The sequence below is a fragment of the Paenibacillus sp. NRS-1781 genome, assembly GCF_050467745.1.
Lineage (GTDB): Bacteria > Bacillota > Bacilli > Paenibacillales > Paenibacillaceae > Paenibacillus > Paenibacillus terrae_A.
In genome coordinates this window covers 57,924-74,543 of the sequence record NZ_JBITPI010000051.1, presented here as the reverse complement: position 1 = coordinate 74,543, position 16,620 = coordinate 57,924, and the positions used below count along the sequence as shown (strand labels likewise).

The following is a 16,620-nucleotide window of genomic DNA, read 5'->3' as shown; positions in this document are numbered from 1 at the left end:
GTTCTACATTCAAAATTAACGATGGAGTGGTTCTTTTTCCCCCAGACCAAGCGCCTGTGTTGTGGAAGCATGAATTTCCTGGAAAAGCTCCGGGTTTTCTGCTAGTGACACACCATAAGAAGGAATCATTTCTTTTATCTTCGGTTCCCACTCTTTCATATATTGTGGGAAACATCTTTCTAATACTTCCAGCATAACAGTAACAGCAGTAGAAGCACCGGGAGAAGCACCGAGCAATGCAGCTACCGAGCCATCAGCGGCACTAACCACTTCCGTACCAAATTGAAGGGTTCCTTTTCCAGCCTCCGTATCTTTGATCACCTGCACACGTTGGCCCGCTATTACGATCTCCCATTCCTCGATTTTGGCGTTCGGAATAAACTCACGTAATTCTTCCAGACGCTTTTCATTCGATAACATCACTTGCTGGATCAGGTATTTGGTCAATGCCATCTCTTTTGCGCCTGCCGCTAACATCGTAAAGAGGTTATTGGGTTTGACAGAACAGATCAAATCCAAATTTGAACCCGTTTTCAAAAACTTTGGTGAGAAGCCGGCAAACGGTCCAAACAATAGTGCTTTTTTGTTGCCGATGTATCTTGTATCCAGATGCGGAACAGACATGGGAGGAGCACCAAGCTTAGCTTTACCGTATACTTTTGCATGATGCTGCTCGACAACTTTAGGATTGTTACATACCATAAACAGTCCACTTACCGGAAATCCTCCGATATGCTTGGACTCAGGAATACCCGTTCTTTGTAGTAAAGGTAGACTTCCGCCACCACCACCAATAAAGATAAATTTGGCAGTATGGTATTCGATTTTACCGCTTTCAAGATTATGCACTTTGACTTCCCACGAGCCGTCGCTCGTACGTTTAATATTCTTAATACTATGCTTGTATTTGATCTCGACGTTTTTACTTTGTAAATGGTCAAACAACATGCGTGTTAAAGCACCAAAGTTGACATCTGTTCCAGAGTCGATTTTGGTTGCCGCGATCGGTTCATTCGATGTACGACCTTCCATGATCAGCGGAATCCATTCCTTCAGCTTTTCAGGGTCATCAGAAAATTCCATTCCTTGAAACAGAGGAACGTTTGATAGCGCTTTAAATCGCTTATTCAAAAAAGATACGTCTTGTTCCCCTAGTACCAAACTCATATGAGGTATTGGCTTGATAAAGTCCTGCGGATTACGAATCAAATTGCTGTTTACAAGAAAAGACCAAAACTGTCTTGAGAGCTGAAATTGCTCGTTAATATTTACAGCTTTACTAATATCTACAGATCCGTCGGTTTTTTCGGATGTATAGTTCAGCTCACACAGTGCGGCATGGCCCGTACCGGCATTATTCCATTCGTTAGAGCTTTCTTCTCCTGCGCTTGCGAGTTTCTCAAACACTGTGATTTCCCATTCCGGTGCTAACTCTTTAAGCAATGATCCCAGAGTCGCACTCATGACTCCGGCACCAATTAAGATAACGTCTGTTTTTTTCTGTATGCTACTCATAAAAACCTTCCTTATCTCTTATTTTGCAAAAAAGAGCAGGCCCTCCTGCTTAGGTGATACAAGAAGCAAGGCTCCACTCAGGAACATACCTTTTCTGTCTGTCTCTATTATAACTAAAATATAATATATTAAAAATGATATCGACTATTATCTGATAATTATAAACCATTTGAGTATGGAAAAAAAAGTGATAAGTTGTCCACAGGGCTCCAAGAATATAATACCCAGGCCTTAACTCAGCTTTTTGTAAGGGTTATAGCTTGGATTGGCCGTTACTTGTGGTATCGTTCTCCACTTCATTTTCTCGAAATTATTGAACAAATAAGCATAAACTAGACTAAAGATGGGGCTTCTTCTTGTTACCTACATGCAACAATAATTTTATATATTGACATAGCATATATCATGTTGATATATTGTAATCGTGATATACAAATATTCCTAAGTTGCAAGGAGGTTCTATTTTGAACAGTCAGGATGTTATTTTAGGCATGCTTATGAAAGAATCGTTGACTGGATACGAAATAAAACAGTTATTGGAGGATGTATTCTCCAATTTCTATAGTTCAAGTTATGGAACGATTTATCCCACACTTACTCGAATGGAGAAGGAGGAATTGATAACTAAAGAATTTGTGCTCCAGGAAGGTAAGCCTAACAAGAATGTTTTAAATATAACGGCTAAAGGACGAGATTGTTTTAACGCCTATTTACAAGCGCCACTAGAGGGAGACAGTATTAAGAAATCTGATTTTATGATGAGGCTTTATTTCGGTGAATTTGTTGGGTATGACAAGGTGATTATTTGGTTGAAGCAAGTACAAGAGGAATCACACAAAAAGTTAGATCGATTATTTGAGCAATATTCGCTTTATAAAGATGAAATGCATCCAGCACAGATCATCTGCATCCAAATTGGGATAGAAGAATATAAAGCTAAACTTACAACCATTGCCCAGGGATTGTTAAGCATGGAGCAGTTAGTGCAAGAGGAGAGCAGAATTTAGTGAATTCAAATGCTTACGAAGTAAGTTTTGTACCAGCCATGTTCAAGATGCAACGCTCACAAAATTTTTAGGAGGAATTATTAATGAAAACAATTTTTATCACGGGTGCTTCATCGGGCATTGGGAGAGCTACGGTAAAACATTTTGCTGAAAGAGGATGGAACGTAGTAGCCACGATGCGTTCACCTGAACAAGAAACTGAATTCATTACACTAGATAATGTGTTGGTGCTAAGGCTTGATGTTGAGAAAGAAGACACTATTCAATCTGCGTTAGCGGAAGCGATTCAACAGTTTGATAAAATTGACGTTCTTCTCAATAATGCTGGATATGGAACAATGGGTCTTATAGAAGTAGCTACGGATGAGCAGATTAGAAGACAGTTTGAAGTGAACGTTTTTGGTCTTATCCGTATGACTAAAGCCATGCTGCCACATTTTAGATCTAATCAAGAAGGTTTGCTGATCAATATCTCTTCTATGGGAGGGAAAGTGACCTTTCCTACGATGTCTCTGTATCATTCATCCAAATTCGCGGTAGAAGGATTTTCTGAATCCGTATCTTATGAATTAGCATCACAAAACATCAAAGTAAAGTTGATTGAACCAGGTGCTATTAATACGGACTTTGGTGGAAGATCAATGGAGTTCTTTTTTAATGATGCATTGACGGACTATAAGCCGTTTACTACTGCATTTCTGGGTAAATTGGGTGAAATGGAAAAACACCCAGCATACGCTTCGCCTCCAGATATTGTTGCCGAAACAATATATCAAGCGGCTACAGACGGCACAAATCAATTCCGATATGTAGTAGGAGAAGATGCAAAGATGCTCATTCATATGAAAGAAAATACGGATGAAGAAGAGTATCTAGCAAATATAGCTCAGCATTTTTCTTGAAAAGAGAAAATTTGAAAGCATCGTTCATATAAAGCAAATACTTGAGTTCACATTTTGCATGTCTGCTTGGTATGTCTAAGAACCTGTGAGCGTGATATACTAATCAGGAATTATCCTTGCTTGCCCAACAACCAATACCATAATGTGTTCCATCTACGATTTGCCCTATGAAATGATTCCGCATGATCATGATAATTTTGGTGACTATCCTGTGCTAAATACCTTCAAATTATGAACCGCCGGTTTGCCATTAACATTAGGGTATGCCGGCTTGAATTTATGACGGGAACGTAAGCTATATTCAATTTCATACATTTGGAGGTAAACATGAATCTAAAAAGGATAAAATATTTTATAGATCTCGTTGAATGCAGAAATTTTACAGAAACAGCAAAGAAAAATTTTGTATCGCAGACTACGATTAGCCAACAAATTGCCGCAATTGAGAATGAGTTCAACATTCAGTTGATCGACAGAAAACAAATTCCGATTGAGCCTACAAAAGCGGGATGGCTATTTTATGCAGAGGCCGTCGTGCTTTGGAAGCAATATAATCATATGCAAACAAGCATGGAAAATTTTCAGAAAAATAATACCCAACTATTGAGCATCGAATATGCTGCGATCACAGATATCCAAAGCTTGTTAAAATTCATTCCTTCTTTTAAAGAAAATCATCCAAAGATTAAACTTGAATTAAATAAAGTATTGCTAAAGGATGTCGCTGAGTATCTGCAAAAAGGAATATATGACGTGGCCGTTGCCTTCGACTCAGAGTTTATAGGGAAAGAGGAAATCCTAACCCACACATTATATAGCGGACGATACTACGCAGCTGTAAGTAAACAACATCCCCTCTTCTGTTGTGAATCCATCTCAAAGGATGAATTATATAGGTATCCGCTTGTCATGCTGAATCCAATGGTTATTGGAGACTCCTATTATTTAATGATTCAACATGCCATGGAAGATGGTTACCAGCCCAACATCCTCAGAACCGCAGATGATGTCGAAACCAAGCTGTTTTATATCATTACAGAGAATTTAATTGGCTTTTTCCCAAATAACTATGATCTTGCTGACCTGAAGGAAGAGGTCCGATTCATTCCCATACATGATTCTCACCATACTTTTAAAATCGAAATAGGCTACTTAAAAAATAATTCAAATCCGGCATTATACTCATTCCTGCATCAAATACAAAATTCGATTTAGCAATAGTCCATAAGTTTTTTGTGTTATACATTGTCATTTTTTTCACATAGTATATAAGTGTAGATCATTTCAGCAAGGAGTGACGATGAGTATGGGTAAGTTACTATTAACGGGTGTAGATGGCAATCTGGGCAGACAAGCGGCTGAATATTTATTGAAATTAGTGGAAAAAGACCAAATTATTTTTTGTGCATATGATCCGGCATCTTTACAAGAATATGCAGAACAAGGTATTGAAACGCATGTGACCAATTTCAATAAAATAGACGGTCTTGCAAAAGCTTTTGCTAATGCAGATCAGCTTGCTTTAATCTCCATGCCTTTTGTAGGGGAAAAGCGCCAAAATGCACACAAAAACGTGGTCGATGCGGCGAAAGAAGCTGGAGTAAAACAAATCATCTATACTTCATTGGTTAACGCGGCTGATGAATCCAATCCAAGTGTTGAGAAACTGGACCATGTGTATACGGAGGATTATATCAAAAATGTCGGGTTAGATTATATTTTCCTGCGTAATTCGCAATATGCGGAAGCCATGGTTACCAATTACTTCACCTTTGTGAAGTCGGACGGCGTGTTGAAAAATAACCAGGGTGACGGCAAGATGGCCTATATCTCACGGAAAGATTGTGCAAAGGCTGTCGCTTATGCATTAGCAGCAGACAACTATCATGAGGCAATATTAAATATAAATGGTCCTGAATTAATAACAATGTCCGACTTTATCGAGATTGCAAATGAAGTAACGGGTCATCATGTAACCTACAAGCAGATCACGGATGAAGAAAATTACGGCGTATTTGATGCAATGGGAGTTCCCAGAACAACGGATGGCAAATTTGCAGAAGATTCCGAAGCCCCCTTCTCTTCAGAAGGTATGGTTACCTTTGGACAAGCGATTCGCTTAGGGAAAATGGATATATTTACGGACGACTTCAAGAAGCTGACGGGCCAAGATCCCGTAACGGTGAAATATATGTTTGAACATGCGAATGAATACCAAGTGGGGGAACGACACTCCAAAGATAATTAATCCAAGTCATGACCATGTTTGCAGAGAGAGATTGGAAGCCGATGTATGACCGAAGAGTGGGGTGCGCGGCTCCCAGCATATCATCAACAAAGCGAAGCTCTGGGTACCTTCACCAAGGAACCCAGAGCTTTTCGAATTTTCATAGTTACTTACGTGAATATGAGTTTCAAAAATTCCTTGTATCATATGTGTAGCCTTCCTTTATACTCTGGAATTCTGCAAATTCGATCCGATTGCGTCCATTTTGCTTGGCTTGATAGAGCGCCTTATCTACCGCAGCAAAAAGTTGGATTAAATACTCTTCTGGATTGTCCAGTACATGTTCATGATCAAAATCCTCAATGGATAAAATCCCTATACTTATCGTAATGGAAACCTGTTCGATCTCATGCTCCACTACAATGTGGTTCGACTCTACCGATAATCTCACTCGTTCCGCTAATTGTTTGGCTAACTGGCGTTCTGTATGCGGAAGGTAGATCATGAATTCCTCCCCGCCATATCGAGTTAGAATATCGGTACTACGAATGGATTGTTTGACTGCTTGAGCAGTACGATAAAGAACTTCATCCCCTTTTACATGTCCATAGCGGTCATTGATAGCTTTAAAGAAATCAATATCGAAGAGTATGAGTGAAAACGGGGTTTTATAATGAATATTGGTAATCACCTCATGAGTCAGGTGTTGGGTCAAATAACGGCGATTGTAGCAGTTTGTTAAGCTGTCCGTAAGGACTAATTCTTCCAGTTTTCGATTGGCTATGGATAACTCATGACGAATGCGATCAAGTGAATGATTTCGTTCCTGAAGAATCTCATTCTGCCGATTCATTTCTTTAACCAGATAGCGCTCTTGTGAGACATCCTGAAACGTAAGGATATGACCGATTTGCATACGGTAAGAATCAACAATCGGAGAAGCTTGTAGTATAAAATGACGCACGCCGTCGCGCTCAACGATGATTTCCATTGGAGACAAGGTATTTTCTTTTTGCTTATAATGCTCCAGAAATCTCTTGCTACTGTCCTCTACACGAACAGACCCCAGAAACGCCTCCATATCAAAGTGATCGCCCACATGTAGATCTATAAAGGATCGTAAAGCTTTGTTGACTTCAACAATGGATTCATTTTCATCTAGCACAAGTATTCCATATGGAATCGTATTGATCACATCCTCATGAGCGATGTAAACAAGATCAAACACATTGTATTTTTTAATCACATATATGAAAAATAGATCTGAAAGAAAAATCCCAAGAGAAGTCAATCCTGGAATAATCGGCAACCACTCGCTTAGGACCACATTAAGAAGGGCGTCGCTACCTGCAAAAGCGAACAGCACGAATATTCCCCACAGCATTATTTTTACTTGTTTTTTAATCGTTAGGGACGTTTGGGAGGAATACAGTGCCCGAAACAAAACAAAGAGGGAAGCAAAAAAGTAACTGACCAGAATAACGATCACAATCCAGAACCATGGGCCATATGCTCTATAGATGTAACCGCCCTCCAGCGGAGCTACAAACAGACCAACCGGGTTTATGACCACTCCAACTGCTGCAATAACCGCTGGCGCAAACAACAGGAATAATCTTTTTTTTCCTAATTTATCAGCATTTCCGGTAAGAAAAACGGTAAGAAGCAGCCAACCGCTCCCCAACATGGAGAGTGAGACAAAGGACATGGCCACATAAAACAACTGCAACCGCCGATCATGAGCCATATCTGTGGCAAATTGACACAATGGCCAAAGCATCATTAAAAAATGAAATAAGAAGTAAACCTTATGTAAGTTTGTAATCCTAGCGGTAGCAAAAACATAAACATATAAAGCAAACAATAGGAGGAATAAAACGAGATCATACCATACTGATGGGCTCACAAATCTTCTCCTTTTTTGATTCGACAACTACCATTCATTGAAATACAGGATTTTGAAAAATCCTCAAATCGTATATTCCTTTACTATTGCGTTCAGTTAAATTAACTACATCTTATCATATAGCAAAAAGAGTGATCTAGCTTACATAATCGCAGTCTAATCTCTGACGGTTCACCGGGTTGTCTGTAACGGCAAGTTTTAGGGCCATCCGTTACCGGACGGCCCTTTCATAATCCATATTAATGATCCAGGGGAAGATTATCCGAGAACAAATCCGGATTGTCCTTGAGCATTTCCGTGATGACGTCCGCCACCATCGCCGCATCACAAACCCTTACAACCGCATCGCCAAGCTGTCCCTTATACATTGCACCTTTACGTTCAAGGACCTCATCTACTTTCCAAAAATGCTCCGACCACGACAACCCACAATGTCTGCGGGAAGGTACAGGGATTTCCGTTCCATCAGGTAGAACCGTGTAAAGCAGCTCATGCTCATCCGTTAGTCTGCCCTGGATGTCCAACCATTCTTCAACTCCATGGATAAATGTGTTGCGTTTTAAATCGACCCCCACCAACAAGATGGTCGCCTTTCGATCGAGCAGCTTCCCCCAGGCGGAGCCTCTTGCGCATGGCGTATCGTAAAGATGATCGTCGTTGGTGAAAGCTATGGAATCCTGACCTAATGCTGCCACCGAATGGGTGGGGTGTAAAGAACGTATCACGCCAGGCCGTTTGCGAAAAAGTTCAGGTAGGATACCCACGCAGCATGATGACTGCTCCACGTAAAATCTCGGATTATCCGCATTGATGTAGGACCACGTATGGGTAGGTAACACCAACAGCCCATCCTTCATATACTCTGTAAACGCATCCAAGACTGTGTCCGCACCACCCTCGACCGCTCCCATACTTTTCATCGAAGAATGGACCAACAATGTCCCTTTGCTGTCAATACCCATTTGCTCTAATTGCTTCATTAAGCTCTCTATTGTATGCATGTTCTTCTCCCTCCCAGATTATTATACCAAAAAATTTCCATTATTTATAATACAATTCACCACACTGTCTGAAACACAGCGAAAAGACTGCTTGTCCAGAATCATAGCTATCTTCCCGATAGGGTACTCCTTTTTATTGTAAAAAAAGGAAGGCATAGCGTACACCTTCCCTTAACTCGTATTATTCGTTATCCGGGGCGGCCGGGGACATCAAGCCTTGAATGGCGCCGAAGAACGGACGAATGGACTTGATCATGCCGTAGCCCATCTTTACGACCGGAACAAATTTCTGGATCATGCCGAACAGCCGCAGGCCGCCACCGAGCGCACCGCCGAGCGCTCCTGCGCCTGCACTGGCGCCACCCAAGCCGCCGAGCAGCGAGCCCATCATCGGCAGGAATGCCGACACCTTGGCGCCCGGCTTGCGGGAGCGCGAACGGATGGACGGCTTGCGCGCGCCGCTTCTCCGATTGCCCAGACGGACGCCCGGGGCATGCGAACCGGCTCTGTGTTTGGGAGATCGGGAGCCTTGCTTCCCGGAAGAAACACGTGGGGGGGCTCCAGCGCTGGCAAGTAACAACCCGCCGCAATTAACGTCGGTGATGTAGCCGACGTAAGTCTCTCCGCTGTGCAGGGTGACGCAGACCGGACGGCCCTGAAGCTTCTTAGCCCGTTCACGCATCTCATTCGATTGTGCCATGGAAGTTCACCTCGCTCACTGATTATAATTCAGTTTACGACAGGGGCGGGCTGCCTGCTTGTGCGAATGGGGTATGCGCACGCCCAAAATCGCCTGATGGACTCGCCGTCACCGGAGCATTAACTTGTTATTGACTCCCTGCATTTTCATACCTGATGCATTCTCTCAATCCAGCTCCGCGCGGGAGAATAGATCCCGGATCACCATCTCATCCTCACAGACCTGCTTCAACCGTACCGCGAACCGCTTAATAGCTTCGCTATTCTCCGAATAAGCACAGAACATATCTGCTTCCGGGTCAAAATGAATCGTATCTACCCATTCAGGCATATATTCGTTCATAAACACAGCGGCCAAAGAAGCCCAATCGTACCCGTTGCCTTCAAACCCTTCGTCTGCCCGGGTCTCGAACAATTCCGATCGGTAGCTGCCGACATTTAGAATGACAGACATGCCTCCACCCCGCTGATCCACGAGTATAAAAGGGGCAACGTCCTCTTCTGCGGCTTCCGCTTCCAGCCGTGCAATGACCTCTGAGCGTGCTTGATCCGTAAAGCAAAGCACCCCATTTTCCTGAACGATCAGCCCTTCCCGTATCCGCCCATCCAGCCAGTCGCTGATCCAGCCGGGAGCATACCCGCCTTGACCGAACTCGCCGCCAAAAGCGATCATTTTCTCATATACATCCAGATATTGTTGACGGCTCGTATTCGGATAAGAGCTTGTGTACAGCCAGAACTGCACATCGTACATCAGAGTAGAAAGCTCATCCGCATGAAAGGAAAAGTGTCCCTTCTCTTCAACAATTCGGGTACAGACTTTGCGGATCTTCTGCTCAAGCTGGTCCACCCCAGGCACATGGCTGCACAGCTTCGCGAGCAAAAGCGAGAATTTGCCTACGGCTACTTTGCGCAGATCCTCCTCTTTATCTTCTTGAGAGGTATCGTATTCCTCCTCATTTACCAGGCCGCGTATAAAGGTCTCGAAGTCTGGGGCCAGGACCGTAATCTCATAATTGTCTTCCTGATCCACATGAATCACCTCGGGTTCGCCGTCCCTCCCGCAGTTCCGGTAATCCAGCATCACGACATCATGGCCTGCCGAAGGGCAGTCACAAATCACCACGCCGATGTCAGGATACCCCCACTCCTCAATCATAAACGGACTGCCGAGATCGCCACCGAGTGAATAGCTTTTCTCGCGTCCGATGCCCATAATGCCCGTAATCGCAATATGATCCCCGGCCCATGAGGTCGCGTCCTCCGTCGGAAAACAAGTATTATAAGGAACTCCCCCATTGTGCTGCTTCATCAGACTGATATAAGAAGCAGGAAGCTTGTAACCGAGTTCTTCTTCTATAGAAGCAATCAGCTCATCCGTAGGCGGGGCAGAAACATATTCTCTTAGCGCATAACCGCTATCGTCCCAAAAATCGGAGAGATCCATCCCTTCAAAAGGAGTTGCAGCCGTCCCCGAATCATTATGCTGCTCTCTGATTGCCCGTCTAGCCGCGGCGTGTTGTCCTTTGCCTAACTTGCGCTGGCTGAAGTTCAGTAACATGGCCGTATTCTCGTCGTCAGGATCGAGGTCATGGGCGATACCCAGTACTCTCACTGCTTCCTCATATCGATTCAAATAGTAGCAGGCATATCCCACACGAAAATGCCACAAACATTCATTCTGCCCCTGTTCCGCAATCATCTCAAGCTGTTCAAGCGCTTCTTTATAACGTCCCAGATTGTTATATGCTCTTGCCAGGCTGCTGACCACCTCGTAATCTCTGTCCTCTGGAGGAATCTCCATCAGGGTGTCTACAATCTTCTGGTACTCATCATCTTCATGCCACTGCGTCAGCTGCGCGATTAGTTCTTTGTCCATGCTCTACCTCCCCAGGCGTATAATCAAGTTACTATAAATATGGAAAAATATGGTTTTATCCACAACATTATTTTTTGCCGTCACTTATGATAAAATTCACCGCGATGGCTGAAGGGGCACGTTTTTCACACAATTTTTGAGTACATTTATAATATAAGTTGAATCGATGTTCTTAGCAAACCTTGGCAAGGAAAACAAACCATTTGTCGAATTCAAAAAGAATTCCGGTGGTGAGCGGCGTTACCATGAGAAGAGTGGGTGCTTTGTATCTCAATAATATGCTCTTATTGAATCATTGAGCCGTCTCTTCATTTCATCGCGCACATGCTTAGGTTCAATGCATTGGCATTTATCCCCGAAGCTCATTAGGATTCCGTAACCATAATCATCTTCAATAAAATCAAGATATGCATAGAATTCGCCATTGCCGAGGGGAGTAATGTTCTCTTCTCCACAATAATCCAACATCCTGTCGAGAATGGAATGGTCTAGCTGCAATTTTATTTTTTGCATTTTTCTGGACATGGTATCTGTAAACTCTGAAAAAGCCGGGGGAATCTCACGCATAGCAAAACGCTCTTCCGTTCTCTCCAATTCAGATATGCGGGATAGCTTGAATACCCGAAATTCTTGCCGCTTCAAACAGTACCCCTGCACGTACCAGTGATTTTCTTTCAATAACAGACGATGAGGTTCCAAGGTCCGCATAACCTTGTCTCCTTTAGCGCTTAGATACATAAAAGACAGTATGCTACAATGCTCCAAGGCTGTTCGAATCATTTCAACTTTGGTCTGCAGATCATTGTTGCCCAGCCAAGCAGATAAGTCAAAAAAGATTTGGTTGGCTTTCAGCGTAATTTCATGCTGTTTATCCTCCTGGATAAAGCTTTTTACTTTGGCCAGGGTAGCAGTGGTTTCCTCACTGGATAATGCATTGGAAATAAAGCCAAGCCCCATCAGTAGAGTGGTTATGTCCTTGACGGTAAAAAAGCCTTTTTCTATCTTATATTCATTCATGATCCCAATTCCCCCTCCTACACCGGAGCTGGTCACAATTGGAATACCTGCTTGATTAATTGTTTCAATATCACGATAAATGGTTCTAAGTGAAACTTCGAACAGCTCGGCCAGCTCTTTCCCGCCCATTTTCTCTCTTTGCAAGAGCAGCATAATGATAGCGATTATTCGTTCCAGCTTCATAATCATCCTCCTGAAATTTATGTACTATGACTGACATAAATGCTGTCAGCGATACATTGCTATACTAAGCTTATCAAATACTAAGGAGGAACTATAAATGGATTACAAGAACGAATTTTACCACACTTTAGACAAGACCAACGAAATTGCTCTGGCAACAGCGGTAGCAGGCGTACCCAATGTTAGGATCGTCAACTTCTGCTATGATGTCAGCAAGCCAGGAATCTTGTATTTTGCGACAGACAGAGAGAACCAGAAGGTGGTCGAGTTTGCTCAAAATAACAATGTTGCCTTCACAACCGTTCCCTCTGATGCTTCTTCTGTGCCGCATGCGCGCTCCAATCATGCAGTTGTACATAAGAGCCAGTACACCATAGAAGAGATTAAGGACCTGTTTATCCAAAAAATTCCCGGATATAATGAGACACTCTCAGCCATTGGCGACACATTGGATGTTTTTGAAATTCACATCAAGGATGCTTTTGTCATCGTGGATTATGAAACCGCCGGACCGATTTCTTTTGAGATATAGCGTACGGTTCAGCTTAACAGGTCTATCGGCGAAAAATCCAGTGCGACGAAACACTCTGTCGACATCCTAGCCGCATACAAAATAGCAGATAAAGTATGACCAGTACCTGCCGAATTCAAGCGACTCTATTCTTATATTCTAAATCAGCGAATGATCAAGACTGGCATTCAGCATGCGTAGGATCATGAGTTAATTGCACACCTGTGCGCGAAATTTCTTTAGGTGTTATTTTTCAAAAATGTTTCTCTGGTCAAGCTCAAAAAGGCTTCGATTGCAGGCGATATCCACTTCTCTTCATGCCACATCATTTGGGTTGCAAACGATGTGGCGGTCAAATCCCACGGCAACGGAACCAGTTCTCCACGATTCACTTCTCCGATCACGGCCATTTCAGGCAATATGGCAATGCCCATTCCTATTTTCGCACATTGTTTAATAGCCTCGGCACTGTAAAACTCCAATTCGGTAATTCCCCCCGTGCCCTTCTGTGAAAGACTTCGATCAAAAAAAGTGCGATAGGAGCATCCCTTCTCCGTCAACAAAAAGGTCTCGCCATGAAAATCTTCAATGGCCAATGCAGGATGTGCAGCCAAAGGATGATCTGGTGATACCAATAGATAAAAGGGCTCATCCAGCATTTTTTCACCGCAAAATCCGGTCTCGCCCTTATCCTCATCCAGCATAAAAATAATGTCAGCGTCCCCTTCACGCAAGCTCTGTTTGAGGTTCGAATTAGCCAGCGGTCGAAACATTAACCGAATCGCTGGATAGCACAAACGAAACTGGCGTAATACAGCCGGCAACCGGTACGTACACAACGTTTCATCGGCACTTATGACTACCGTACCCGTCAATTCGCCGGATTGCTTGACGGCATGCTGTGCTTCTTCAACCACACTCAATATGTTATCTGCATAGCGCAGGAACGTTCTCCCTGCATCGGTCAAAGTCACATTTTTACCCAATCTGTCCACCAACTTGACACCCAATTCTTCCTCTAAGGCCTTCATTTGCATCGTAACCGTGGAAGGGACATAGTTCTGCACTTCGGCAGCTCGGGTAAAGTTGAGTGTGGAAGCAAGCGTATAAAAGGTTTTTAATTGGCGCAATTCCATCGAGTTCCTGCTCCTTAGTTCAAAAAAAATGAACGTTATCTTCATTAACGTTTCTTTGACTTAACAATAGCAGCATCGTAGAGTGATGACAAGGAAGGAAGTCCATACTTTAGCTATGAAAAGGAGTTTTTTATATGAGAGATTATGAAATTTATGAACTAGGAGATGTTCTGCTGCAATCCGGTGACACTCTGCCAAATGCCATTCTCGCCTACAAAACATACGGCATGCTAAATGCAGCCAAAAATAATGTGATTGTATATCCCACTTGGTTTGCCGGCTTGCATACTGATAACGAATGGTTAATCGGACCTGGCAAGGCACTGGATCCAGAAAAATATTTTATCATCGTTCCCAATATGTTGGGCAATGGACTCTCCTCCTCGCCAAGCAATACGCCACCGCCTTATCATCAAGCAAATTTCCCGCTGATTTCGATTTATGATAATGTGCGACTACAGCATCAACTGGTGAATCAAAAGTTTGGTATTGAAGAAATCGCCCTCGTTGTAGGTTGGTCACTAGGGGCTGTACAGACCTTTCAGTGGGGGGCAAGTTATCCTGATATGGTACAACGAATCGCTCCATTCGGCGGGACTGCCATGACCCGGACACATGCAAAGGTTGTATTTGAAGGAATGATCGCTGCCCTTCAGGCTGATTCTGCTTGGAACAATGGCTTTTACACGCAGAAACCCAAAACGGGATTGGCAGCCATGGGTCGAGTCTACGCAGCTTGGGGGTTCTCTCAGGCTTATTATCTAGAGCAGCTCTATCAGCAAGAGGGCTACCACACACTGGAGGAATATCTCGTCGATTACTGGGATCACGTATTTTTGACCTTTGACGCGAATGACCTGATCACCATGTTACGTACCGGAATTACAGGTGACATTAGCGCTAATCCGACGTATAACGGCGATTTTAACCTTGCATTAAGCAGGATAACAGCACGGGCCCTGGTTATGCCGGGAAGTACAGACCTTTTCTTCCCTCCCCAGGATAACAAAGCTGAAGCATCACTTATGCCCAATGCATTCTTCCTCCCGATTGAATCGAAGTGGGGTCATTGCGCAGGCATTGGACAGCATGAGCCAGATTCCGTATTTATAGATAACAGTCTAAAAAGCTTCTTGCTTGAATGAAGCTGAGGAGGAGCGGATTAAATTGAAAAATAAATTGATTATATATGTCCTTGCACTTGCTGTTTTTCTAATTGGAACCATTGAATATATTATTACAGGAGTCATTGAAATGATCGCCATGGACTTGAGAGTATCTACTTCCGAAGCTGGTTTACTGGTGACTGTATTTGCTCTCGCAGCGGCCATTGTTGCTCCGATTCTGATTGCATTAACAATTAATATGGATCGCAAGAAGCTACTGATGGCTGCCCTCAGTGTGTTTATTGCCAGCAACGGACTTATGCTTGTAAACCTTTCTTACGAAACATTACTATGGGTACGAATTATTCAAGGGGCTAGCGGAGGAATCGCTACCGTAGTAGCCATGGCAGTAGCGACACGACTCGTCGAAAAAGAAAGAAGGGGCAATGCCATCGGTATTATTTTGATGGGGCTCAGTAGTTCGTTAGTTCTGGGTGTTCCAGCTGGTACATTTTTTAGCGAGATGTTTGGATGGAGAGTTTTGTTTATTTTGATCGGTATAATAAGCGTTCTTCCATTGTTTATCATCTATAAAAAGGTTCCTGCAATCAGAGAAGAAGAAGCTGTTACCTTCAGGATGCAGCTCTCTATTTTAAAAGATTCAAAAATTGTAACTGCCTTGGCTATTACTTTATTTTATATTGGTGGTTACTCTACGCTCTTTACTTATATTACACCTTTCTTGCAAGCCGCATCCTCTCTTTCCATAACCGAAATTAGCGGTGTTTTATTCCTAGCGGGAATTTGCAGCTTCATCGGATCCAAAGTGGGTGGACAATTGGCAGATACAAAGGGATCGAAATTCACAATTTGTATTGGACTCCTGTTACAGGGAGCAATGCTCCTTTTATTCACTCTAGCTGGTGTCAATATCATTGTATTAATCTTGGTTTTAATGATCTTTATGTTAGCAACCTGGAGCATTTCCCCTGCTCAGCAGCTATTTTTGGTCACTCTGGCACCTCGAAATCCAGACATTGCCCTGAGCGTAAATACTTCCTTCATCCAATTTGGTTTTGCGCTAGGATCTGGATTAGGCGGCCTTGTCATCAGTCGTACCTCTGTTCTGAATTTGAATTGGGTAGGTTTGGCTGCTGTAAGCGTTGCATTACTTCTTGCCATCTTGCTATTCAAAAAAATGAGCAGTGGGATTGGAACGTCTACTGTTACTAAAGAAAAACATTAAATAGCTCCCTCTTTCTACAATCCCAGCATTCAAATCCAAGGCATTTTTTAACACACCGGGCACGCCATTCCCATATTCAGATGTACATAAAAGTACATCATTTGCCTCCCTCAGCTGTGTCCGTATTTCTTTTACCGAAGCAGGTCCTTCATCGAAATCGAGATCAGGGTTGAAAGACGGAAGAACGCTCAACCCTTTCCTTGGAAAAAATTTCGCTCTACTTATGATCCGGTTCTCCGTGCTGTTTGTAACGGCAAGATTTAGGACCATCCTTTTGCGGGATGG

At 43.1% G+C, this 16,620-nt stretch carries 15 protein-coding genes and 1 pseudogene; 7 read left to right on the top strand and 9 right to left on the bottom strand.

Translation table 11 applies throughout. The annotated features are described in order from the left end of the window. Positions 1-15: 15 nt before the first annotated feature. Positions 16-1,515, bottom strand: a complete 1,500-nt coding sequence (locus tag ACIFO6_RS19515; RefSeq protein WP_430043034.1) for a malate:quinone oxidoreductase — start codon at positions 1,513-1,515, stop codon at positions 16-18. Positions 1,516-1,979: 464 nt separating this feature from the next. Here ACIFO6_RS19515 and ACIFO6_RS19510 point away from each other — a divergent pair, with 464 nt between their 5' ends. The 4 genes from ACIFO6_RS19510 (at position 1,980) to ACIFO6_RS19495 (ending at position 5,672) form a co-directional block, all read left to right on the top strand. Further along, a complete protein-coding gene (locus ACIFO6_RS19510) occupies positions 1,980-2,522 on the top strand; it encodes a PadR family transcriptional regulator (protein WP_430043033.1) in 543 nt (180 codons plus the stop codon). A gap of 83 nt (positions 2,523-2,605) precedes the next feature. Further along, complete coding sequence (locus ACIFO6_RS19505; RefSeq protein WP_430043031.1) at positions 2,606-3,424, top strand: SDR family oxidoreductase; 819 nt, start codon at positions 2,606-2,608, stop codon at positions 3,422-3,424. 327 nt (positions 3,425-3,751) lie between these two features. Next, the gene (locus tag ACIFO6_RS19500) at positions 3,752-4,639 is read left to right on the top strand and encodes a LysR family transcriptional regulator (RefSeq protein ID WP_430043029.1); all 888 of its coding nucleotides are present in this window, start codon (positions 3,752-3,754) and stop codon (positions 4,637-4,639) included. Between the two features lie 91 nt (positions 4,640-4,730). After that, positions 4,731-5,672 carry an NAD(P)H-binding protein gene (locus tag ACIFO6_RS19495; RefSeq protein WP_430043027.1) on the top strand — a complete coding sequence of 314 codons (942 nt, stop codon included), beginning with the start codon at positions 4,731-4,733 and terminating at the stop codon, positions 5,670-5,672. A 166-nt stretch (positions 5,673-5,838) separates the two neighbouring features. On the opposite strand, the gene ACIFO6_RS19490 is transcribed toward ACIFO6_RS19495, so the two are convergent. From ACIFO6_RS19490 to ACIFO6_RS19465, 6 genes and pseudogenes are all read right to left on the bottom strand, one after another. Then, positions 5,839-7,557, bottom strand: a complete 1,719-nt coding sequence (locus ACIFO6_RS19490) for a diguanylate cyclase (protein WP_430043026.1) — start codon at positions 7,555-7,557, stop codon at positions 5,839-5,841. Between the two features lie 239 nt (positions 7,558-7,796). After that, complete coding sequence (locus ACIFO6_RS19485) at positions 7,797-8,558, bottom strand: AAC(3) family N-acetyltransferase (RefSeq protein WP_430043024.1); 762 nt, start codon at positions 8,556-8,558, stop codon at positions 7,797-7,799. Between the two features lie 181 nt (positions 8,559-8,739). Beyond that, positions 8,740-9,258, bottom strand: a complete 519-nt coding sequence (locus ACIFO6_RS19480; protein WP_430043022.1) for a hypothetical protein — start codon at positions 9,256-9,258, stop codon at positions 8,740-8,742. A 165-nt stretch (positions 9,259-9,423) separates the two neighbouring features. Continuing rightward, positions 9,424-9,732 carry an immunity 51 family protein gene (locus ACIFO6_RS19475; protein ID WP_430043087.1) on the bottom strand — a complete coding sequence of 103 codons (309 nt, stop codon included), beginning with the start codon at positions 9,730-9,732 and terminating at the stop codon, positions 9,424-9,426. 42 nt (positions 9,733-9,774) lie between these two features. Then, a pseudogene (locus tag ACIFO6_RS19470) lies at positions 9,775-11,136 on the bottom strand (SMI1/KNR4 family protein); the annotation flags it as partial. 270 nt (positions 11,137-11,406) lie between these two features. Beyond that, entirely contained in the window at positions 11,407-12,336 is a 930-nt protein-coding gene (locus tag ACIFO6_RS19465) for a helix-turn-helix transcriptional regulator (RefSeq protein ID WP_430043020.1), read from the bottom strand. Between the two features lie 97 nt (positions 12,337-12,433). Here ACIFO6_RS19465 and ACIFO6_RS19460 point away from each other — a divergent pair, with 97 nt between their 5' ends. Beyond that, on the top strand, positions 12,434-12,868 hold the full coding sequence (locus ACIFO6_RS19460; protein ID WP_430043017.1) for a pyridoxamine 5'-phosphate oxidase family protein: 435 nt from the start codon (positions 12,434-12,436) through the stop codon (positions 12,866-12,868). Positions 12,869-13,086: 218 nt separating this feature from the next. Here the strand turns inward: ACIFO6_RS19460 and ACIFO6_RS19455 are convergent, their stop codons facing one another. Then, positions 13,087-13,983 carry a LysR family transcriptional regulator gene (locus ACIFO6_RS19455; protein WP_430043016.1) on the bottom strand — a complete coding sequence of 299 codons (897 nt, stop codon included), beginning with the start codon at positions 13,981-13,983 and terminating at the stop codon, positions 13,087-13,089. A gap of 134 nt (positions 13,984-14,117) precedes the next feature. On the opposite strand from ACIFO6_RS19455, the gene ACIFO6_RS19450 reads away from it, so the two are divergent. Then, positions 14,118-15,128 carry an alpha/beta fold hydrolase gene (locus ACIFO6_RS19450; protein ID WP_430043013.1) on the top strand — a complete coding sequence of 337 codons (1,011 nt, stop codon included), beginning with the start codon at positions 14,118-14,120 and terminating at the stop codon, positions 15,126-15,128. Between the two features lie 22 nt (positions 15,129-15,150). After that, positions 15,151-16,335 carry an MFS transporter gene (locus ACIFO6_RS19445; protein WP_430043011.1) on the top strand — a complete coding sequence of 395 codons (1,185 nt, stop codon included), beginning with the start codon at positions 15,151-15,153 and terminating at the stop codon, positions 16,333-16,335. On the opposite strand, the gene ACIFO6_RS19440 is transcribed toward ACIFO6_RS19445, so the two are convergent. Beyond that, entirely contained in the window at positions 16,276-16,605 is a 330-nt protein-coding gene (locus ACIFO6_RS19440; protein ID WP_430043009.1) for an NADPH-dependent FMN reductase, read from the bottom strand. The two genes, ACIFO6_RS19445 and ACIFO6_RS19440, sit on opposite strands and share 60 nt — an antisense overlap. Between the last annotated feature and the right edge of the window lie 15 nt (positions 16,606-16,620).